Annotated in this window: 18 protein-coding genes; 1 reads left to right on the top strand and 17 read right to left on the bottom strand. The window is 40.0% G+C overall.

Features of this window, described 5'->3' with window-relative positions:
- Nucleotides 1–16: 16 nt before the first annotated feature.
- From glf to ACORHV_RS01430, 15 genes are all read right to left on the bottom strand, one after another.
- Complete coding sequence (glf, locus tag ACORHV_RS01500) at nucleotides 17–1,120, bottom strand: UDP-galactopyranose mutase (protein ID WP_000272514.1); 1,104 nt, start codon at nucleotides 1,118–1,120, stop codon at nucleotides 17–19.
- 9 nt (nucleotides 1,121–1,129) lie between these two features.
- The gene (locus ACORHV_RS01495) at nucleotides 1,130–2,542 is read right to left on the bottom strand and encodes a flippase (RefSeq protein ID WP_001264826.1); all 1,413 of its coding nucleotides are present in this window, start codon (nucleotides 2,540–2,542) and stop codon (nucleotides 1,130–1,132) included.
- Nucleotides 2,539–3,699, bottom strand: a complete 1,161-nt coding sequence (locus ACORHV_RS01490) for a polysaccharide polymerase (protein ID WP_434398474.1) — start codon at nucleotides 3,697–3,699, stop codon at nucleotides 2,539–2,541. Before ACORHV_RS01490 ends, ACORHV_RS01495 begins: the two co-directional genes overlap by 4 nt.
- 38 nt (nucleotides 3,700–3,737) lie before the next feature.
- Nucleotides 3,738–4,703: a glycosyltransferase family 2 protein gene (locus tag ACORHV_RS01485; protein ID WP_049520846.1), complete on the bottom strand. Its 966-nt coding sequence runs from the start codon at nucleotides 4,701–4,703 to the stop codon at nucleotides 3,738–3,740.
- Between the two features lie 34 nt (nucleotides 4,704–4,737).
- Nucleotides 4,738–5,736, bottom strand: coding sequence for a Stealth CR1 domain-containing protein (locus ACORHV_RS01480; RefSeq protein WP_001033090.1), 999 nt, complete (start codon nucleotides 5,734–5,736; stop codon nucleotides 4,738–4,740).
- A gap of 2 nt (nucleotides 5,737–5,738) precedes the next feature.
- Nucleotides 5,739–6,896 carry a glycosyltransferase family 4 protein gene (locus ACORHV_RS01475; RefSeq protein ID WP_000822224.1) on the bottom strand — a complete coding sequence of 386 codons (1,158 nt, stop codon included), beginning with the start codon at nucleotides 6,894–6,896 and terminating at the stop codon, nucleotides 5,739–5,741.
- 3 nt (nucleotides 6,897–6,899) lie between these two features.
- Entirely contained in the window at nucleotides 6,900–8,072 is a 1,173-nt protein-coding gene (gene cps2T, locus ACORHV_RS01470) for a beta 1-4 rhamnosyltransferase Cps2T (RefSeq protein ID WP_049519446.1), read from the bottom strand.
- Nucleotides 8,073–8,102: 30 nt separating this feature from the next.
- Nucleotides 8,103–9,470, bottom strand: a complete 1,368-nt coding sequence (locus ACORHV_RS01465; protein ID WP_084880417.1) for a sugar transferase — start codon at nucleotides 9,468–9,470, stop codon at nucleotides 8,103–8,105.
- A 22-nt stretch (nucleotides 9,471–9,492) separates the two neighbouring features.
- Entirely contained in the window at nucleotides 9,493–10,185 is a 693-nt protein-coding gene (locus tag ACORHV_RS01460; RefSeq protein ID WP_070696695.1) for a tyrosine-protein kinase, read from the bottom strand.
- A 9-nt stretch (nucleotides 10,186–10,194) separates the two neighbouring features.
- Nucleotides 10,195–10,887 carry a capsular polysaccharide biosynthesis protein CpsC gene (gene cpsC, locus ACORHV_RS01455; RefSeq protein ID WP_000664124.1) on the bottom strand — a complete coding sequence of 231 codons (693 nt, stop codon included), beginning with the start codon at nucleotides 10,885–10,887 and terminating at the stop codon, nucleotides 10,195–10,197.
- 8 nt (nucleotides 10,888–10,895) lie between these two features.
- The gene (gene cps4B / locus ACORHV_RS01450; protein ID WP_000565332.1) at nucleotides 10,896–11,627 is read right to left on the bottom strand and encodes a capsular polysaccharide biosynthesis protein Cps4B; all 732 of its coding nucleotides are present in this window, start codon (nucleotides 11,625–11,627) and stop codon (nucleotides 10,896–10,898) included.
- Between the two features lies 1 nt (nucleotide 11,628).
- Nucleotides 11,629–13,074, bottom strand: coding sequence for an LCP family protein (locus tag ACORHV_RS01445; RefSeq protein ID WP_125328165.1), 1,446 nt, complete (start codon nucleotides 13,072–13,074; stop codon nucleotides 11,629–11,631).
- A gap of 191 nt (nucleotides 13,075–13,265) precedes the next feature.
- Nucleotides 13,266–15,227, bottom strand: coding sequence for a peptide ABC transporter substrate-binding protein (locus ACORHV_RS01440; protein ID WP_434398469.1), 1,962 nt, complete (start codon nucleotides 15,225–15,227; stop codon nucleotides 13,266–13,268).
- A gap of 148 nt (nucleotides 15,228–15,375) precedes the next feature.
- Nucleotides 15,376–17,343, bottom strand: a complete 1,968-nt coding sequence (locus ACORHV_RS01435; protein ID WP_434398467.1) for a peptide ABC transporter substrate-binding protein — start codon at nucleotides 17,341–17,343, stop codon at nucleotides 15,376–15,378.
- 169 nt (nucleotides 17,344–17,512) lie between these two features.
- On the bottom strand, nucleotides 17,513–19,123 hold the full coding sequence (locus ACORHV_RS01430) for a glycoside hydrolase family 13 protein (RefSeq protein WP_001156781.1): 1,611 nt from the start codon (nucleotides 19,121–19,123) through the stop codon (nucleotides 17,513–17,515).
- Between the two features lie 152 nt (nucleotides 19,124–19,275).
- Here ACORHV_RS01430 and ACORHV_RS01425 point away from each other — a divergent pair, with 152 nt between their 5' ends.
- Nucleotides 19,276–20,760, top strand: coding sequence for a DUF1846 domain-containing protein (locus tag ACORHV_RS01425; RefSeq protein WP_000743564.1), 1,485 nt, complete (start codon nucleotides 19,276–19,278; stop codon nucleotides 20,758–20,760).
- 135 nt (nucleotides 20,761–20,895) lie between these two features.
- Here ACORHV_RS01425 and ACORHV_RS01420 read toward each other — a convergent pair whose 3' ends face one another.
- Nucleotides 20,896–21,927 carry a sensor histidine kinase gene (locus tag ACORHV_RS01420; RefSeq protein ID WP_001007871.1) on the bottom strand — a complete coding sequence of 344 codons (1,032 nt, stop codon included), beginning with the start codon at nucleotides 21,925–21,927 and terminating at the stop codon, nucleotides 20,896–20,898.
- Nucleotides 21,894–22,592 carry a response regulator transcription factor gene (locus ACORHV_RS01415; RefSeq protein WP_000404921.1) on the bottom strand — a complete coding sequence of 233 codons (699 nt, stop codon included), beginning with the start codon at nucleotides 22,590–22,592 and terminating at the stop codon, nucleotides 21,894–21,896. The genes ACORHV_RS01420 and ACORHV_RS01415 overlap by 34 nt, the downstream gene beginning before the upstream one ends.
- Nucleotides 22,593–22,601 lie beyond the last annotated feature (9 nt).

Raw genomic sequence — 22,601 nt, 5'->3', positions numbered from 1 at the left:
TTTATCCGTGATGTTTTTATATACTCCCGAGTTCTTTTTCTACCACATCCAATGCACGTTCAACAGTCACATGCATATCATAGTATTTATAATCTGCCAAGCGACCACAGAAGATAACGTGGCCATTTTTCTCAGCTTCTGCTAGGTACTGCTCATAAATAGCATTGTTTTTGGCATCATTGATTGGATAGTAAGGTTCATCTCCTCTTTTCCAATCTGCTGGATATTCTCGAGTAATAACCGTCTTGTCCTGAGTCCCAAACTCAAAATGTTTGTGTTCGATGATACGCGTATAAGGAATATCACGTTCAGTATAGTTGACTACAGCATTTCCTTGATAATTTTCTTGGTCCAGAATCTCATGCTCAAAACGGAGACTGCGATACTCAAGTTCACCAAATTTATAGTCAAAGAACTGATCAATCATCCCCGTGAAAACAATCTTATTCGCTGAAGCCTCCAAGTTCTCACGATCAGCAAAGAAATCTATATTAAGCTCTACTTCGATTCCTTCCAACAACTTTTCGATGATGACATTGTAACCACCAATTGGAATCCCTTGGTAACGGTCATTGAAATAATTGTTATCATAGGTCAATCGAACAGGTAAACGCTTGATGATAAAGGGTGGTAGTTCAGTAGCAGAACGCCCCCATTGCTTTTCGGTGTAGCCCTTGATTAGCTTTTCATAAACATCCGTACCAATCAACTTAATGGCTTGTTCCTCTAAATTTTTAGGCTCAACATCTTGCATGTGTGTCGTCTGCTCAGCAATCTTGTCCTTGACTTCTTGGGGTGTCTTTGTCCCCCACAAAGCATAGAAAGTGTTCATATTGAAAGGCAGATTGTAAAGATGTCCTTGATAGTTGGCAATAGGAGAATTGATATAATTGTTAAACTCCGCAAACTGATTGACATATTCCCATACCTTTTTATTAGATGTATGGAAGATATGAGCCCCATACTTGTGGACATTGATTCCTTCAACAGATTGGCAATAGATATTCCCACCAATATGTTCTCGTTTATCAATCACCTTCACCTTCTTGCCACGTTTGTTAGCTTCGTAGGCAAAGATTGCACCTGACAAGCCAGCACCGACAATCAAATAATCGTACATAAAATCTCCTTATTTCTTTAAAACACTTTTTAGTTCTTGAAAATCCAAGACACGTAAGACCAAAACCAAGCCACCGTAGACTAGGAAGCCAAGCAGAGAATAGATCAAGACATTCACAACAGACGAGAAGTGCATGAAAGCTTGTACAGAATACAAGGCGCCGTACATCAGGAGTGCTGCTAGAAGTATTTTCAGCATAGATGGAAAGATCTTGACCTCTTTTAGATACGAACGTGTAAAGTAGAGTTGGATCAGCCAGACCAAACCTTCAGTCGCAACAGATACAATCGACGCCCCAATATAGCCCAGAGGCGGGATTAAAAGGAGATTCAAGCCTACACTGAAAATAGCTGGAATAGTTGTTGACAGCATAAATTCACGATTCTTATTATGAGGAATCAAGATTTGAATTCCCATTATATTGGTCCAGCCAATAAAGAACATTCTAAAGGCCATGATGGCAATCGCATAGCGAGCATCTTGGAAGTCTTGCCCTAGGAAAAAATTAACAAAATCTTTGTTAACAATCAAAATCCCCGCAATCATCGGAAAGATGACCAAGTTATACACTAAGAAAGACATTTCATGTAGCTTGTTAACCACCTTTTGATTGCCTGATGAGAGAAGATTAGAGACCCGAGGCAACATGACACTACCTAGGGACGTTACCAAGGTTAACAAAATATTCAATAATTTCAAGGCTTGATCATAGATTCCAACATCCTTTGTCGAAGACAAGGCACCCAACATGGTGCGATCTAGCGTGATGTAGAGCGAAATGGCAATCTGTGGCAGAAACAAGAGAATAACTGGTTTGATATGCTCTTTGGCATAGGCTATATCCAGATGCGGCTTGCGAATGTGTTCCCGAGCAGGAAGCCACATACTCAACTGACCTAGTAGATCATAGGCAACCAAGAGGATGATATACAAGTACAAGTCGGATGGTTTCTTAACAAATAGGAATATCGAAACAACACCTAGAAGTTTGACCATTGTGTTACGAGTTGTGATTTTTTTGAAATCTTCTAACCCTTGAAAAAGCCAAGAAATATCAAAACCACGAGACAGCAAACTAAAGCCAAGTATATAGGCAATTGGATTGTTCATCGACGGCACAAGCAAGCAGACAATGATATAAAGCGTAACCGCTAAACAGGTTGAAAGGACTTGTAAACTGTAAATGCCCCAGAAAGTCTTTTCGACTTCCTTACGATGGCCAGAAATTTCCTTGGTCCCATAATTCGCTACTCCCAGCGTCGCTAGTAGGATAAAATAAGTCACGATGGAGTTATAGTATCCATAGGAACCCAAATCATCCGAAGAGAAAACCCGGGTGATATAGGGAGTTGTAATCACAGGTAAGACGATGACAAGTAACTGATAGGACAGATTGTACAAATAATTTTTTAAAACTCTCACACAGCTTCCCTCATCTCAGATTTTTCCTCTTTAAATTCCATCACTGGAATAGTAGCAAAGAGAAGGAACATAAAGATATTGTATGATGGACGAACCCAGAAGGCCTCAAACATACAGTTGACTGCTATTAAGGATAAGGCCGTCAATAGCAAATAATTCTTTTTGCGATAAAGTGACCAAGACCTAACTATGTATAACACGACCAATAAGAGAACTGGAATCATCCCATAGGTAAAGAGCATCTGAACGTAGGAAGAGTCTACATAGTCGTAGCTCAAAACGGATTCTGTACGCCCCCCATAACCGACAAATGATATGCCCCGAATCCCAAACCACTGCACTGCATATTTTTTTAGTGCCTCATGTCCTAGGTGTAATCTCATACTAAAAAAATTGTTTAGAGCCACATACATTGGATGAGACCAGGTAAATTTAGAAGAGAGATAAATCATTACTGAAGACGCTATACCAGCCGATAAAGGAAGTAAAGCAAAAAGCCGTCGCTGTTTATCATTTCGGAAATAAAAGTACAGAAAAATGAGCGCCATTACAGTAATAGAAGCGGCATTAAGCCTCGCATCGCAATATCGAATAATGAAATAAGCCAGACCAAATCCTAAGGCAGTCCGTAAAACAATGAATTTCTTTCTAAAGATATACGATATAGCTGTATATAGATAAAAACAGTGAGAAGCAAAATCAGTTGGATAAATAAAGCCAAATGAATTTCGAACAACGACTCCCGCAGATCGTGATTGGACAAATTGCAAGTTTGGAATAGCACCAATCACAGCCAAGAACACTATCAATACAATAAAAAACAAGGCTACAACAGAGTATATTTTAAGTACACTTTCCATCTCAGCCTTGTAAAGAAAGACAAGCAGAAACATATACATCAATGCATTAAGGTTCCCAGTCTTATAGTAAACCATGCCCCCAGCAAAAAGAAGAATTGGTGCAAAGATGAGATAGCTTATAGAGTAGTGATGAATATAAGCAAATCGCATAGCAAGTAACAGGACCGCAAAAAAAGGAACTACATTAGGAATATTAGGTAAAACAGGAGCTAACATAGACGTATTGATCATATCTATGGAGACAACCACTATTAAAACTGCTGCAATTAGCAATTTATCACGTTCTAACTTTAACATTTTCTTTTTCCTTTTCTTCTTTCATCCCTAACTCTTACTTAGGATTTTTTTAACTTTTTAAATTGATAATAGAGTCGCGGATACTTAGTAACTAAAACATAGAGGATCCTACGTTTCTTGCTAACTCTAGCATTCTTCAAGACAAGAGGCAAATAAGGCCTGGTTTTCTCCTGAAGTCTCTTGAATTCTACCGAATCCCCATCCTTAATCATCGTAAAGATAAGAAGACTTCCTGTAAAGAAGCGTGAAATGATGGCTTCTTGGAGTTCTGAACTCTCAGGATAGGTTGCATTCACAACCTCTTTTAAATGATCAATTGCTTCGTAAAACTCGTATTGTTTTGGCGTGAAAGCCGAGGCAGTAATGCTACCAGGTCTATGGTAATAATGGTAAATCGGAAGATGGTACAAGGCCACGGATTGGGCTTGGTTGAGATGCTCACTGATCACATAGAGGTCTTCGTAGATGCGCCCCTTGGGGAAGGGAGCTTTCTCAAGAAGTTCTTTCCGATAGAGTTTCCCACAAGCAGAGACCGTTACAAGGTCTCCATAAAGCATCTCAGTCAGAGCCTTTGCCTTGTCATAGACCTTAACTTGGTCTAAATCAAGCTGATCCAAGTGAAAATTTTGAAAACGATGATAGTGAGCTGTTGGCTCTACTTTGCCACTCACCATATCTGCTTGGGTACGACTTTGTAGCTCTGCTAGCAGTTCCAAGGCGCAGGGTTCCAGATAGTCGTCTGGATCTAGGAAAGTAATCCAGTCGCCCTTGGCTCTCAAGACCCCATAGTTCCGAGCATCAGACAAGCCACCGTTGACCTTATGGTAGCTAGTCACCCAATCATATTGCTGGGCATACTGGTCACACAAGTGTCCTGAGCCATCACTCGAGCCGTCATCAATCAGGAGGACTTCCATATCCTTGTAAGTCTGATGTTTCAAACTCTCCATGGCATAATGAAGGTAGTCCTCCACATTATAAACAGGCACAATTACCGAAATCATATTTTCTTTTCTTTCTCTTACTTAGTTTTACAGTTTAAATCTCAAATGAACTTCTATCTGGAAGCAGTTGATCCATAGCCTTGATAAAGTCTGTCATCACCTGCTCCTCGTCTTGAATGTTAAATCCATCATTGATACACATAATTTGGTATTTGCCAGAATTTAGTATCTTCCAAAAATCTGGTCCGGCATTATCCAAAGAAAAGAGTCCTCCCAACTTAGGATTTCCGATAGCGTATTTACCACTGGCAATCTGCCAATACTTAAAGAGCCAAACATTGGTATCAGAAGGATTTCTAAAGCGACTAGCCGAGGTTCTTTCCAAGACAGCTTTTTCCTTTTCCCATACCAAGTTCATCGTTGATCTTAGTAGAGGATAGGGCAGATGACTCTCCCAGAAACCACAGATAAACTGACTATTTCTGTATAGTAGTGACTTAACGATACTTTTTAATCCCTGCTTTGGATCAAAGAATTGGCCATTCTTCAAAATTTCATTTCGACTGAAATAGCTAGTGACAATCTCCATGTCATTTATCTGAAAATTCCCCGTTCCATATCTTTCAGGAATAATCGGAGAAAGAGCCGTATTATATTTGGGTAAACCATCCCCTGAGAAAAAATCTGTCGGTTCAACTGGAGCCGTCAAATACATATCGTCATTAAAAAAGACAAAGTGCTCAGAGAGACCAGGAATGCGATGGATATTACTTTCGATCGGATTGGCAGAAAAAACTGGTAGGTAATCCTTACAGATAATCTCTGTATGATCTACCAAGACCAATTTTTCACTGTTTATATCTAACCAGCTTGGCTTTTGCTGGTCGGTCACGAGGTAGATCTTATTGACCCAAGGAGCAAATCTTTCAACTCCTCTAAACCAGTATTTAAAGGTTCCCCATTCACGATAAGCTTTATCCGAATTCATGCTCTGTTTAGAAGTATTGACCGAACCATCATAGCTTGATTTTTTTTCTTGCCACACAGGATCATTCCCATCAACCCAAGTAACAACAAAATCTATTTTATTCATAACTAATCTTTTCTATCTGTTTTATACAACTCCGAAAAGTTCTTAATGTAACTCTCCAAAGAAAACAGCTCTTTTTGTCTCTGATATCCTACTCGCCCAAATTTTTCTCTTTTTTCAGAACTATCTAGTAAGAGAGAAATGGCATTAGAAAGTTCTTGAGGACGATTTGGTTTGACTAAGCAACCACTTTTGTCATCTACTACCATTTCAGCTATTCCCCCATTGTTATAACCAACAACTGGTTTTGAACAAGCCATGGCTTCTAGGACTACTGTAGGTAGGGAATCAGGTTTTATACTTGGTAAGACAAAGATATCAAACATATTATAAAGTTCAGAAGTCTTATCGTAGTAATCAATACGATGAATTTGTGATACAACAGATGAAGAAGCTATTCTCTTATCTAGTTCTTCTAAGCGCCATTCTTCACCAGGAAAAACACCTCCAGCTAGGAAAGCCACCGCTTGCTCATTCTTTTCCAAAAGTGGCTCGACTGCTTCTATGAAATCATTTTGTCCTTTTATAGCATTGACCCGACCAATCATGCCAATCACAAGTGCATCTTGCGCAATGTCAAATTTTTCACGAATAGAAGACGCATCCATTGGATAATAGACAGCATTATCGACACCGTTATAAATCACTTCCACTTGGCTATCTTTGATAAAGGGAGACTGCTTGATATGATTAGCGACCGCTTGGGACACCGTCACAATCTTGTCTGCATATCGTCCCATGAGCATATTGATAAAGTCAGAAATAGCTTTGGGTTTGACGATAATCTCATGAACATGCCAAATCAAAGGCAGCTTGAGCTTGCGTTTCAAATAGATGCCCTCCAAAACAGCCGCTGTATTATTGTGAACCATATCTATACTGTGTTCTCGAGCATAGAGGGCGATTTGCTTAGCATAGAAATTATAAGAGCGAATATAGTCGGCAATGCCTTTAGGATTAAAGTATTTTCTACGTAAAATCGGATAATCCAACACGCTGACCTTAGCTCCAACTTGGCGCAAAGCCTCGACTAAAACACCGTCATTTGGCAAGATGACGTGAGCTTCAAATTCTTTGGAATCCAATCCTTTTATCAATTCCAATAAAACCTTATCTGCTCCATACATTTCTGCACCAGCATGCAAGTATAAAATCCGTTTCATTCCCTATCCTTTAAACACTTCTTCATAATCTGACACAATCTTTTCCCATGTGAAAGCTGAGATAATTCTTTGGCTTGACTTGAAATCCAAGTCAGCTATCACTACCTGATCAAATCCCTCTACTTCCTCAATGACGCGTGCCAACTCATCTTTTTTCCAATAAATGGCCCCGTCTTCACCAACCTCACGGTTAAAACCAACATCTAGCAACAAATTTAGTTTTGTGGATGCTAAAGCTTCCAGTAGAGAAGGGTTGGTTCCTCCAACCTCATGCCCATGTAAATAGGCAAAGGCATTTTCACGGATGTACTTGAGCAACTCTTGGTCATAGACAGTACCGACAAATTTGACCCTAGGATCTTTGTCAAAACCAGTATCCCGTAACAACTGGTCGTAAAATTTATTCTGCTCCACATTTGTGATGAGAACAAAGTCCTTTTTGGACTTGGACTTGATAAATTCACGAATCATGGCTTCGTAGTTATTTTCAGGAACAAATCGTCCCACTACTAGATAATAGCCATTTTCGCTAACTTCTTTTTCCTTATACCAATCTCGAACTTTGGCATCTTCTGCTTTCAGGATTGAAGGAGCTGTATCTGTCCCATAGGCAATATAGGTGGTCTTTGGTTGGTACTGCTTATAATCCTCTTGGATATATTTTTCAATGTTTTTACTGTCACAGACCAGTAAATCTGCATGTTTGACCATGAGCTGCTCTGAAAATTTCCAGTACTTACGAACTGGAAGGCTCCATTTTGCTCGCAACCATTCATGACCATCAGGATTCACCAGCAAAGAGCCACCAATCGCACGAATTTTTTTCTTAAGTCCAGAAATAAAAGGACCGATGCGACAAGCTAGAATGTAAAAAATGGGAGCTTCGTCCTTGTTTTCCTTAGCCAATTCAATAGCCTTGTTGACCGCTGCAATATCGTAAGCGATGGCGCGGGCCGGGCCGATATTGGGTACATCGATGTTGAAGCAAATGGCTCCATTGTGCTCAAACTGGTCTTCCGTAATGCCAGACTTAGCAGAATTTTCACGCATACAAGCAACATAGTATTGTATGTTGCTGTCTTTTTGATATTCGGTTAATTTTTCAACAAAGGTTTCAAATCCTCCATACTTAGCAGGAATCCCCTTTGAACCAATAATATAAACTGACTGTTTCATTTCTCTCCTAACAGGACTGAAGGGCAGAAATTACTTCGCCCCATCTCTCATAAATACAACTTTAACGGTCTTTAACAATATTTCAATATCTTTCCAAATAGTCCAATCATCAATATAGGCCACATCTAATTTAACAACTTCATTGAAATCCTTGATCTCACTTCGCCCGCTGACTTGCCACAAGCCTGTTATCCCAGGTTTAAAACTCAATCGACGTTTTTGTTCAGGAGTATATTTCTCATACTCATCCACTGTTGGGGGACGGGTTCCGACCAGACTCATATCTCCCATTAAAACATTCCAAAACTGCGGTAACTCATCTAGGCTGGTCTTACGAATAAAGCGACCAATTGGAGTGATACGAGGATCATCATCGACCTTAAACATGCCCCCCTGCATAGTATTTTGCGCCAAAAGTTCTTGTTTCCGCTGCTCAGCATTCACGCACATAGATCTAAATTTATAGAAAGTGAAATGTCGACCATTTTTTCCAATACGCGTTTGAGAAAAAATCGCTGGCCCACCATCTTGTCGAATCATCGGAACCAAAACAATGCTCACCAAACCACAAATAATCAAGCCGACAATCGAACCGACAATATCAATGAACCGTTTAGCAATGACATGACTGGTCTTATAAAATTTTGTAGAAAACGTGATAACATTCAGCCCTGCCATCCCACGAATCTTTTTATCACTACCTAGATAGTTATTAAAAGCATTCAGATTAACTGTAACATCAATTCCCATTGTCTCAAAAAGTGAGATAAACTCCCCGATGTCGTACTCTTCACTTGGTAGATTGATAAAGACCTCATCGACAACTTCATGAGTAGCAAAGTCTAAGATATTCTCAGCAGGTACAACCGTTAAGGATTGATGCTGAAAATCAGGCTGGTCTAAAACACTGACTGCCACCAAGTTCCAAAAAATTTCTCCCGACTCTATCAGCCTATCGATGACTTTTTCAACCCTAGAGGTCGCTGTTATCAAGAATATCTTCTTACTCCCCTTGAGATTTGGAAAGATGCTTTTTCTATAGCGTTTAATGCATAGATTCAACAAATACAACAGAATAGAGTGTATTGTCAAAAAATAAATCATTCCTCGTCTAGAGATACTAAAACGATCTTCTAAGAAAAAATTCGAAATACTGATAGCTAAAGCAAAGAACACAATGTACTTTGCAGTGTTGATAAACTCTGCTAAATAACCCCTTTTAAAAAAATCATGCCCATAATCACTGATATAAAAAATAAAAAAATGAAGAATGAACAAGATAATAACAGAAGTATTTACAATCTCTGTTTCCTTAACAAAACTAAGTAAATAAGCTAATAAAATGACAAGAAAACTCTGGATTGTCGCCAAAGTAATCTTCAATCCCTTTTCTTCCATAATATCTTCCCTAAACTATTTATTATTTTTTGCCATAATTCCCATAGTTTCCATATGCTCCATAGGAGCCATATTTTTCAACTGAAGTATTGAGTTTATTAAGCACAATTCCTAAGAATGGTTTGCCTGTTTGTTCGAGTTGTTCTTTAGCTTTTTGGACATCACGACGATTTGTTTCACCAGCAGCAGTTACTAAAACAGAAGCGTCACACTTCTGCGTGATAATCGCCGCATCGATAACAACTCCAATCGGAGCAGTATCTACAACGATGTAGTCAAAGTACTTACGTAAGGTGTCAATCATGGTCGCAAAATTTTCACTTTGTAACAAAGCTGTTGGGTTTGGTGATACAGAACCCGCTTGAATAACAAACAAGTTTTCAACATTGGTATCACATAGGCCTTGTGATAGGTCTGTCGTCCCAGATAAGAACTCTGTTAGGCCTGTAATCTTTTCCCGTGATTTAAAAACACCTGACATGACAGAATTACGAATATCGGCATCGATTAACAGCGTCTTATAGCCCGCACGCGCGAAAGCCCAAGCAATATTTGTAGAAGTAGTTGACTTCCCTTCACCCGGTTTCACAGACGTGATCGAAATAACTTTCAAATTATTCCCACTCAACTGTATATTGGTACGAAGCGCATTATAATATTCTTCAGCTTTTCTTGCCAAATCTAATTTTTTTTGTACAATCTCTAATGTTGGCATCTCTCTCTCCTATTTCAATTTATCCAAATTTGGAACTACTCCCAATAGCGCAATTTGCATCACATCTTCGATATCTTCTGGACGTTTCACTCGTGTATCTAAGAGCTCAACTAGGAGAACCGTAACAACCATTACAACTGCGCCAGCAAGAAATCCAACCATGGTATTGCGACGGATATTTGGAGACGATGGGGATGTTGCAGGACGAGCTTCTTCAAGCGTTGTCACATCTGAAACTCGCGTGACACTGATGATTTTTTGGGCAGCAACCTCTCTCAAAGAGTTAGCGATGCGGCTCGCTTCTTCAGGCAAACGATCTGTCACAGAGATAGAAACAATACGCGTATCCACTGGAACTGTTACCTTAATTTTACTAGCTAGACCTTTTGGAGGGAGATCTAGTTTCAAATCAGTCGCAACTTTTTCTAAAACGTCTTGCGAGAGAATGATTTCACGATAGTCTTTTACCAAGTAAGATCCAGCTTGCAAGTCTTGGTTGGTCAAACCTGGCTTATCTCCCTGATTACGGTTGACCACATAAATTCGGGTCGTACTCGTAAACTCCGGCTTCACAATAAAACTACTGTAGGCAAATGCTACTGTCCCTGTCACGAATGCTACCAAAGCAATTAAAAATTTTCGTTTCCAAAGGATTTTAAGTAAGTGAAATACATCGATTTCCATCATATTTTGTTCTTTCATTTTTTCTCCTAAATCAATTGATCCATTATTATTTTTCGGGGATTATCCTTAAAAAGTTCCTTAGCCTTATCTTCACTGTATTTTTTGGCAATGATATCATAGGCTTCCTCCATATGAGGAGGTCTGTGATCCAAGTTGTGCATATCACTTGCGATCACGTGAACCAGATCTCGTTCCAAGAAATACTGAGCTCTCTTTTTCATGAATTTATAAGTTTCTCCGAAGAGTTTAGGTTTCAAGACATGAGAACTATTGACTTGAGTATAACATCCCATATCAATCAGCTCTCGCACGCGCTGCTCATTGTTTTCTAAAGCATCGTAACGTTCAATGTGGGCAATGATGGGTGTAATGCCTAACATTAGAATATTACTCAGCCCCTTATGCATATCCCGATAGGGTGTATTCATACTAAACTCAATCAAAGCATAGCGACTATCGTTGAGAGTCGGGATTAATTTCTTTTCTAACTTCTCAACAACATCTGGCGTATAGTAGATTTCTGCCCCATAGGCAATGATTAAGTTATCCGCAACTTCCTTAGCCATTTCTCGCACCTTTAGAAAGTTAGTCGCGATTTTTTCTTCAGGAGTTTCGAACATCCCTTTTCGTCTATGCGAAGTTGAAACGATTGTCCTCACTCCTTGACTGTAGGCCTCTCTAAGAAGTTTTTTACTTTCCTCTATCGACTTTGGACCATCGTCCACATCAAAAACGATGTGCGAATGAATATCGATCATGCTACTTGCCCTCCATCACATCATTGATAGCAGCTTTCGCAGCGGCCAAGCTACTTTCATCAATTTCCATCATGTAGAGGTTACTATCTGGCATAGCGTATGAAGGAAGATCCGTGCGTCCAGTTCCTTTCAAGTCTTGAGAGTTGACTTTGTAGTTCCCACCACTCTCCAATTGAGTATTAACCAGATCCATCATGGTTTCCAAAGGCATATTGGTCTGAAGAGAATCTTGCAATCCCTTGATGATGTTATCGTAGTTTTTTAAAGCCTCAGTTGACGTCAACTTCTGAATAATAGCTACAATAACCTTTTGTTGGTTTCGACCACGGTCACGATCTCCATCTGCTAGAGAGTAGCGCTCACGGACAAAACCAAGAGCCTGCTCAGAGTCTAGATGAACATTCCCAACTGGGAAATGGAACTTCCCGTGTAAAGATGTGAAATCTTGGTCATTATAAACATCTACGCCACCTAAAAGGTCAATCAACTTCAAGAAAGAAGTGAAGTTCAAACGGACGTAGTAATTGATATCCACACCATATAGGTTTTCCAGGGTATGAATCGACGAGTCTACTCCATAAATCCCTGCATGGGTCAATTTGTCCTTTTGATTGTTTCCTCCATCCGCAATCGGAACATAGGAATCACGAGGAGTTGTAGTGAGAAGGATTTTTTTGGTATCACGGTTCACTGTCATCAAAATATTTACATCTGAACGCGAAACTGAACTAATCGGACCATAGGTATCAATACCACTCACATAAATATTGAAAGCTTTATTCTTCGATACCTTTGGTGCCGCAACATCCTTAGTTAATTGTTTTGTATAGATTTTTTTGATTTTTGAAGCATAATCTGGATACTCTACTTCAATGATATTTTCAAAGACACTATTTAAGACAATTGCTTTCGTTTCACCAGAAAGCAGACTCTTATAAGCTGCTAGGTAAGAAGTCGCTTTCTCAACTGTCAAGTCCTTACTCTGGCTGGTCTTAATATCTGCTAACAACTTTTGAATATTGTCATTGTCTGTCTCTGTTGGCCCCGTAACCGTATCCAGTTGAGTCACATTATTGATCTCACTATCTTTCAAAACGACCACACTGATTGAATACTCTGAGTAATTTGACGTCGAATTGATATGATTGGTAAAACCGACAAACTGTTGCAAAGCATAGAGAGAAACTGAACTAACTAAGATGGCAAGCGTCAAAAAGAAGACCGTAAACTTCTCAGCTTTTTTATAAACAATCAGCAGTAGTCCTACTAAAGCAGCTAATAAAATGAGAACTGCAGAAATAATATTCAAGTATCTAAAGGCTAAAATGTTGTGTCTAAAAATCAAGAACAGCAAAAAACCACCCAACAGTAGATAAATGGTTAATAAGACTATGTTAATATTTCGTTTCATGTTGCCAGAACGAGCTCTCTTTGAACGTCTACTCATGATAATCCCCTATACACGTTAATAGTTATAAATATTATATCACAATCATGATGGAAATTCCATCCATCCTTGCTATTTTCAGCGTTTTCATTCGCTTTTGTTCTCTTAAGTTGCTCTGAAATATAAGCAAAGTTCCGAATGCCATTCTGCACAAAAAGACAAGGCGCTCAGGGGCAACCTTGTCTGTAATCTTATTTTACGTGGTTTTCAAACTCTTTTTGACTCTTTTCGACAGCTTTTTTACTTTCTTCTTCCCACTTAGCCTTGGCTTCGTCAAATTGTTTCTTGGTAACAGGATCTTTTTGTAATCTCATGTACTTATAATTATTTCCGTCACCCTTGATACCTACTAGGGAGTAGGCACGTGTAAACGGAGTTACTTTAGTTACAGAGGCTGTACCGCCATTTGACATAGCAGACATGACCAGAGAATTGTCAATCATCCAAGCTTGAGCTTCAGCGTATTTTTCATAACGCTTAGCGACATCTTTGTTCTCTGCATCTGCTTCTTTCAGGAGTTGTGTATAGGTATCGAGCCCCAAACTCTTAATGAGCTCTTGGTCTTCCTTGGCATCAAGACCAAAAATTTTGAGATAGAAACCAGTTTCAGCATTGAAGGGATCTAGATAAGTTGATGGATCCTGGTAATCACCAACCCAACCATCAAAGTTTAGGTCGTAATCACGAGCTGCTGGATTTGGTGCTAGGAAGGCAACATTTCCAAAGTCATCTGTAGAAAGCTGTTGAACATCAATGACGATATTGTCAGAACCTAGTACTGTTTCAAGGGTTTGTTTAACCGAGTTCATACCAGAAACCGCATTTTTATTCGTCTGATCAACAGGGACATCCAAATGGATTGGGAAAGTCACGCCTTGGGCTTCCAATTCCTTTTTAGCTTCCGCAAATTTTGCTTGGGCCTTTTCCTTGTTAAAGTAGGCATCTTGAGCATCTGCCAAATTGATACCTGACCACTCAGTTCCGTAGTTCACAAGCTTAGAAGCTGTTACTTCTCCAAAGGTCTTATCTCCCACCTGGACAAATATTGGAGGAACTAGAGTATTACGAAGGGTTTTGCTCGCTGCTTCTTCACCGTTAGATTGAGCAGAGTAGGCTGTTCGATCAATACCAAAGTTGATAGCCTGACGGAAATTTTTATTTAAGATAGCTGTTTGAGCTGATTTCTTTTGTTCGTCCGTTGTTTTAGCGGTATGATTATAGGTTTTGCGGTTGACGTTAAAGTTAAAGTACCAAGATGTCTTATCTTGTAAGCTATAGACGATATTGTCTTGGTATTTTTCTTTTGTCTTAGCATAGTTCGAACTATTTGGATAGACTCCTGCAATCGAGTAAGCACCACTTTCAAAGTTTCGAATGGTCATCTCCTGATCTGACCCATCAAAGTAAGCTAACTTAACTTTTTCAATGGTTACTTTATCATGATCATAATAGTGTGGATTCTTCACATATTCGATCGAAGATTTTGATGTGAAATCTTTTAACAGATAGGGACCGTTATAAAGGATACTGTCTGGTGTCAAGGTACCAAAATCTTTATCCTTTGATTTCAAGAACTCTTCGTTGACTGGGAAAAGAATACTATTGGTTGTCTTTGAATTCCAATACGGTTCTGGTCGAGTCAAAGTGTACTCGACTGTGTAATCATCCAAGGCTTTGACACCGACAGTTGAAAAGTCATTGGTCACACCCGTCACATAGTCATTCAATCCCTTGATTGAATTTTGGATCAGATCCATGGCTTGCCCCTTGTTGTCCGCGGCATATTTGATCCCAGTGACAAAATCCTGAGCTTTGACTGAAGCATATTCCTCACCGTCAGCTGTATACCACTTGGCATCTTTTCTGAGTTTATAGGTATAGGTTAAACCATCCGCCGAAACTGACCAATCTTCAGCTAGAGCTGGCGTTAGATTCCCATAGCTATCATTTTCTAACAAACCATCTACAAGATTGGTAATAACGGCAGTGTTATCTGCATAATAGTCTAAAAGATAGTTAAACGTCGTCGGATTTGCACTAAATGTTGATGAGAAAGTGCTTGTATCAGTATTTGACTGTCCACAAGCTGTCAGTAAAATCCCTGTCGCTAAGACGAGACCTGTCCCGATTAGTCTTTTTTTCAGTTTGATCATCATTCGCTCCTTTATGTCACTTTTTATAACATAACTATATTTTATCAAATTTATTCAAAAATGTAAAGTTACTACTTTTATGACAACTGGTGTCTCAAAACAAAAAAAGGAAGCACAGTTTCCTGCAACTTCCTTTTCTGTTTATAGATTACTTGACGTGTTTTTCAAGTTCTTTTTGGTATTTGGCATTTGTTTCGATTTTTTCTTGTTGCCATTTCTTGAAGGCTTCTTCGTATTCTTTTGCAGTCACAACATCATTTTGCAATTCCAAACCTTTGAACACAAATGGGTCTCCCTTGATTCCGACTTGAGAGTATGCTTTTGTGAATGGTACAGTACGGCTAACAGTTGGAGAACCACCTGAAGAAGCAACTGGGATCAAAAGCGAACTATCAGATACCCAAGCTTGCGCTTTAGCGTATTTTTCGTAACGCTTATTAAGGTCGCTTGTTTCAGCTGCGGCATCATCCAAGAGTTTCTTGTATTCGTCTAGACCGACTTGAGCCATCACTTCTGGATCTTTTCCACGAGTGATCCCCAAGTGTTTAAGGGCAGAACCCTTCTTAGCATCAAGGATGTTGAGGTAGGTAGCTGGGTCTTGATAGTCTGGTCCCCAACCAGTTCCGTTCAAGTCATAGTCTTTTTGGGATGGAACCTTGGCTTGAGACGTAATGCTTATTTTCTCATTATCGGTCATTTGAAGGACATCAACAATGACATTTTCAGTACCAAGTGATGATTCGATAGACTGCTTGAGTGAGTTGGTTTGTTGAACCGCGATTACATCTGTTTGTTCAACGGGGATATCCAAATGGATTGGGAAGGTAACACCCTTGGCTTGCAATTCTTCCTTGGCTTTAGCAAAGGCTGCCTTAGCTTTTTCAGGACTGTAAATCGTATCCTTGCCATCTGTAAGGGCTACATCTTTCCACTGGTCTCCATATGAAACGAGCTCTGCCTGTGCCAACTCTCCAAAGGTTTTTTCACCCACTTGAACGTAGTCATGAGGCACTAGGCTGTTACGGATAATCTTGTTCGCACCTTCTTCACCATTCAACTGAGCAGTATAAGAATGACGGTCAAGAGCAAAGTTCAGCGCCTGACGGAAGTTCTTGTTGAGAAGAGCTTCTTTCGTTGAAGTTTTTTGAGCCTCGTCTGTTTTGGCTGTTTTATTATAAGATTGGCGGTTTACGTTAACAGTGAGGTAGTAGCTTGTCGCTTCTTGTGGACTATAAACAATCTTATCGCCGTACTCTTGTTTAGTTGACTCAAAATTTGAACTTGTTGGGAAGAGACGAGCTGTTGTATAGGCACCTTGTGTAAAGCTACGAATCAAAGATTCTTGGTCTGATCCATCGTAGAAAGTTAGTTTAATATTGTCAATCTTGACATTGTCCTTATCCCAGTAGTTTGGATTCTTTTCATATTCGATGACTGATTTTGAAGTCAATGATTTCAAGAAATAAGGACCATTATATAGGATACCTGATGGGGTTGGTGCACCGTAGTCGCTCCCTTTAGAATTCAAAAATTCTTCATTAACTGGCAGCATGGTTGCAGTTGTGACCTTAGAGTTCCAGAAACTTTCTGGTTTGTTGAGCGTGTATTCTACCGTGTAATCATCAACAGCCTTAACTCCTACGGTAGAGAAATCATTGCTCTCACCACTAACATACTCTGCCAAACCTTTGATAGAATCCTGAATCAAAGAAAGACCATCTGATTTTCCGTCAGCAGCATGTTTAAGCCCAGTAACAAAGTCTTTGGCCTTAACTTCAGCGTATTCTTCTCCATCAGAAGTATACCATTTTACACCCTTACGAAGTTTGTAGGTGTAAGTCAAACCATCCTTTGAAACAGACCAGTCTTCTGCAAGTGATGGAATTAAGTTCCCATACTTATCATTTTCCAAAAGACCATCAACAACGTTTGCTATAACGTCAGAGGTTGAGCTCTTGCTCGTCACACTATAATCCAAAGAAGATGGATCCATAGCGTAGACATAAGAGAAAGTCTTGGGAGCATCCGCTTTCTTTTCACTTTGCCCACAAGCAGTTAACAGTATGGCTGCACTCAAAACAGCACCTGCTCCTAAGAGCCACTTTTTCGATTTCATAAGTAATCTCCTTAAAGATAGTGTTTTCACCATTATACCCTATTTTTTCATAAAAGCAAGGACTTTAGCCAGATTTTTTAGAAAATTCTAACAAATATTTTTTAGAGGCTTTTCTATATATTTTTTAGTAAAAGAACCCCAAGCATCAAAGGCTTGAGGTTCACTTATTTTAATCCGTTAGTTCCACACAGAAGGCATCCCATGGAGCCAAGGTTTGTTTTTCAACTGCTTCTTTAGCAGTAGTGTTTTCAATCAAGATTGACTTAACTCTTCCTTCTACTGAAAAGTTTTGTTTTTCATTGGACAAGTTAGCCACAACTAGGAAACGACGGTCACCGTCCTTACGGATATAAGCAAAGATCTTGTCAGCTGTATCAAGCAATTCAAAGTCAGCTCGAATCAGCCAGCTGTTCTCCTTACGGATTTGCACGAGTTTTTGATAAGTATAGAAAATCGAATCTGGGTTTGCTAGTGCTTCTTGAACGTTGATTTCTTGATAGTTTGGATTAACTGCCAACCAAGGTTGACCTGTTGAGAAGCCAGCGTTGTTGCTCTCGTCCCATTGCATCGGGGTACGGGCATTATCACGTCCGATGACACGGATACTGTCCATAATTTCCTCGAGCGGAACACCTTTTTCAAGAGCTTCACGCGCATAGTTGAGGGATTCAATATCTTCTACTTGGTCCAGTGTTTCAAAAGGATAGTTGGTCATTCCAATCTCTTCACCCTGATAGATATAAGGCGTCCCTCTCATGAGATGAAGCAAAATCGCAAAGGCTTTAGCAGATTTTTCACGGTATTCTTGCTCATTTCCCCAGATAGAGACGATGCGAGGAAGGTCATGATTGTTCCAGAAGAGGGAATTCCAGCCGTCTTCAACTCCTAACTCTGTCTGCCATTTGTTGAAGATTTCTTTCAACTTCCCTACATTTAACTCTTTTTGGTAGTGCCACTTAGGTTGCCCTTCTTGATATTGAAGACAGATGTGTTCAAACTGGAAGACCATAGACAATTCTTGTCCCTTTGGATCAGAGTAGAATTTGGCAATCTCTGGCGTTGCCCCCCATGTTTCCCCTACTGTCAAAAGATCTTTGTCGCCAAAGGTCGCCTGATTCATTTCCTTGAGATAGGGATGGAGCATAGGACCATTATTCACTACCTTCTCATCAGGAATTTTCCCAATCATGTCAATGACATCCATACGGAAACCACCAATACCTTTATCAATCCAGAAGTTCATCATCTCATAGATTTTCTGACGAAGTTTTTCATTCTCCCAGTTGAGATCCGGCTGTTTCTTACTGAAAAAGTGGAGATAGTATTGACCCGACTTTTCATCGTATTCCCAAGCAGACCCACTAAAGATAGACTCCAAATCATTGGGCTCATCTCGCCAGATATAGTAGTCACGCTCAGGGCTATCAGGATTCTCACAAGCCTTGACAAACCATGCGTGTTCATCTGAGGTATGATTGACTACCAAGTCCATGATAATTCGAATATCACGCTTCTTAGCTTCTGCGATGAGTTCATCCATGTCCTCCATGGTTCCGAAAATAGCTGCAATCGCTTGATAATCAGCAATATCATAACCATTATCATCCATAGGACTATCATAAACAGGAGAAAGCCAAATCGCTGTGATTCCTAACTTAGCTAGATAGTCTAACTTACTAGTAATTCCTGGCAAATCGCCAATTCCATCTCCGTTGCTGTCCATAAAACTCTTGGGATAGACTTGATAGACTACGGCATTGTGCCACCATTTTTCTTGCATCTTCTTACCTCATTATTTTAATAATCTATAGTCTATGATAGCGCTTTTTCAAACTTAGTGCAAGCGTTTGCCTAATCTTTTTGATTTCTTTTTTGACTCCGTAGTTTCCTATCTTCCAATTTTTTATTATAATAGAGGTCAGAGGTAAAAAAATGAAAAAACAAGCTTTTAGTTCTGAACAATATTTGAATCTACAGCGCGACCACATTTTGGAGCGCATTAACCAATTTGACGGCAAGCTCTACTTGGAGTTTGGTGGCAAAATGTTAGAAGATTTCCACGCTGCTCGCGTTCTTCCTGGTTATGAGCCTGACAATAAAATCAAGCTCTTGCAAGAATTGAAAGAGAAGGTTGAAGTTGTGATCGCCATTAACGCAAGCAATATCGAACATTCTAAAGCGCGTGGTGACCTAGGCATTTCTTATGACCAAGAAGTTCTTCGTTTGATTGACAAATTCAATGAGCTGGGAATTTTTGTTGGTTCGGTTGTCATCACACAATACGCTGGACAACCCGCTGCAGATGCCTTCCGCAACCAGTTAGATAAAAACGGGATTGATTCTTATCTTCATTATCCGATCAAAGGATATCCGACCGATATGGACCACATCATTTCTCCTGAAGGTATGGGGAAAAACGACTACATCAAAACCAGTCGTAACTTGATCGTCGTGACAGCTCCTGGACCTGGTTCTGGAAAATTGGCAACTTGTATGTCCAATATGTACCATGACCAACTCAATGGCATCAAGTCTGGTTACGCTAAGTTTGAAACCTTCCCAGTTTGGAACCTACCCCTTCATCATCCAGTCAACTTGGCCTACGAGGCTGCAACCGCAGACCTTGATGATGTTAATATGATTGACCCTTTCCATCTCCAAACCTACGGAGAAACCACTGTCAATTACAACCGTGATATCGAAATTTTCCCAGTGCTCAAGCGTATGTTGGAACGTATCCTAGGTGAATCTCCATACGCTTCACCAACAGACATGGGTGTCAACATGGTTGGCTTCGCTATTACTGATAATGAATCTGCTATCGAAGCTTCTAAACAAGAAATCATCCGTCGCTACTACCAGACTGTTCTTGATTTTAAAGCTGAAAAAGTCGGAGAAACTGCTGTCAAGAAAATTGAACTTCTCATGAACGACCTCGGTATCACACCTGCAGACCGTAAGGTTGCTGTCGCTGCACGCCAAAAAGCAGAAGAAACTGGTGGGCCTGCCCTTGCTCTCGAATTGCCAAATGGGGAAATCGTCACTGGCAAGAACTCTGAACTCTTTGGTCCTACAGCTGCAGCCTTGATCAATGCCATCAAAAAATCAGCTAACATCGCTAAGGAAGTAAAATTAATCGAACCTGAAGTCGTCAAACCAATTCAAGGTCTTAAAATCAATCATCTCGGTAGTCGCAATCCTCGCCTCCACTCAAATGAAATCCTGATTGCACTTGCAATCACAGCTATGGAAAATCCTGACGCTGCGCGTGCCATGGAGGAACTTGGGAATCTCAAAGGAAGCGAAGCCCACTCAACCATCATTTTGACCGATGAAGACAAGAATGTCCTTCGCAAACTAGGTATCAACGTAACCTTTGACCCTTACTACCAATACGATCGCTTGTATCGCAAATAAATAAACAAGGCTGGACAAAAACTCCATTTGAGAGAAAAATCCAGTAAATCTTTACATAATAAAAAAAATCAAACGCATAATATCAAGTCTTTTGGACACTTGGTATTATGCGTTTTTATGATTTTCCATTCTCATTTATTTCAATGAAATTGTCAACTCGACAGAGGCTCCTCCTTGGTCTAGATTGATCAGGGTCAAACGACCACCATGCAAGAGAGCCACCTGCTTAGAAAAGGCTAAGCCGATTCCATGATGGGGATTAGCTGAATTGCGGCTTTGGTCACTCTGATAAAAGAGCTGTTCCGCTCCCAGCAGCATCTCCTCTGAAAATGCAGGTCCATTGTTCCAGATAGCAAAAACCAACTGGTCCTGCTGTACTGATATCGTCAGCTTCACTTCCTTTTGATCCTGATTAGCATGTTCAAGCGCATTCAGTAAAATATTGAGCAAAGCTCGTTTGAGATAGTCCAAATGAATTGACAAAATCAGACTAAGATCACAATCTTCTTGGAGGTAGAAACGATAGTTTTCCTGTTTGCTGAACAGTGCCCAGTCGTCCTTTAAATCAGCCAAAAAGTCCTCCAAGGAAAGCTGACTGAACTGATTAGAATCAATCTGAAAAGTCTTAGCGTAATCAATCAAAGAGCCACAATACTCTTCCATCTTGTGACTGGCCTGCAAAATCTCAGCAGCATAGTCTGCCTGCGGCTGGCTCAATTGCGCCAACTCCAAGAGCTCAGCATTCCCTTTAATCACAGTTAGGGGCGTCTTCAAATCGTGCGATGTCGCTGATAGCTGTAAAATCAACTCCTGATTATGCTGCTGCTCTCTTTCTAGAAGACGAGTATTTTCTTGGTGGCTGCTCCGTAAATCGCTGTAGACTTCTAGCATTTCCTCAATCCGAAAAAGCTGGCTTTGATTTTCTTCTAAAAGCTTCTCGCTCTTTAGCATTTTTATTTCCCTGTCAATTTTTCGGAGCAATTTCAAAATATGATAAAAAGTAATCAGCAGCAAACTCCCTGCCCAGAAAAACAAGGCGAAAAGAACGTGATCACTTCCTTGCGTAAATTCATAACCTATAAGCACAAAAATCAAAACATGGAAAAAGACGATTTTCAAGCTAGTTGTCCAGACTAGGCTTTTGAAATTTCGGGTTCTAATTGCCATCTATAGCCTACTCCTCTAACTGTTGCAATTGCTTGCAACCCTTCTTGTTTGCATTTTTGGCGAATTTGATATACATACTCTGAGATGGAGCGAAGCTGTGTTTCTGAGCTTTCTGGGTAAAGTAAAGTATGCAGGCGTTCAGCTGAAAAGGTCTGCTTGGGATTGCTAGCTAGTAAATACAGCAACTTAAACTCTCGCTCTGAAAATTTCAAGACTTTACCAAAATAGGCAACTTCATAGCGCTCTGGATAAAATTGACAAGAAGCAATTTCAGAATAGCGCTCCTCACGTCTTTCCTCCCGCCTAAGATGAGCCCTGACACGCGCCAGCAATTCTTTGGTCCCAAAAGGCTTGATAATATAGTCATCTGCTCCGCGAAAGAGCCCTTCCACCTTGTCCGCCTCTAACTCCTTAGCCGTCAGAAAGATGATTGGACACGAAAGATGAGGACGAATGTAGGAACACAACTCAAAACCATTAACAGGCTCCATCATCACATCCAGCAGAATCAAATTATATCCTACAAAATCCGTCAACTCTAGCTCTTCTATCCGATCAAGCGTCGTCACGTCATAAGCATCGAGCTCTAGGACGTTTTTCACTAGCTTTAAAATGCTCCGGTCGTCATCAACCACCAAAATACGATACTGTCTCATGATTTCCATTATAGCATA

Source organism: Streptococcus sp. KHUD_016, assembly GCF_051106465.1.
Taxonomy (GTDB): Bacteria; Bacillota; Bacilli; order Lactobacillales; family Streptococcaceae; genus Streptococcus.
This window is presented reverse-complemented; position numbering and strand designations above follow the sequence as displayed.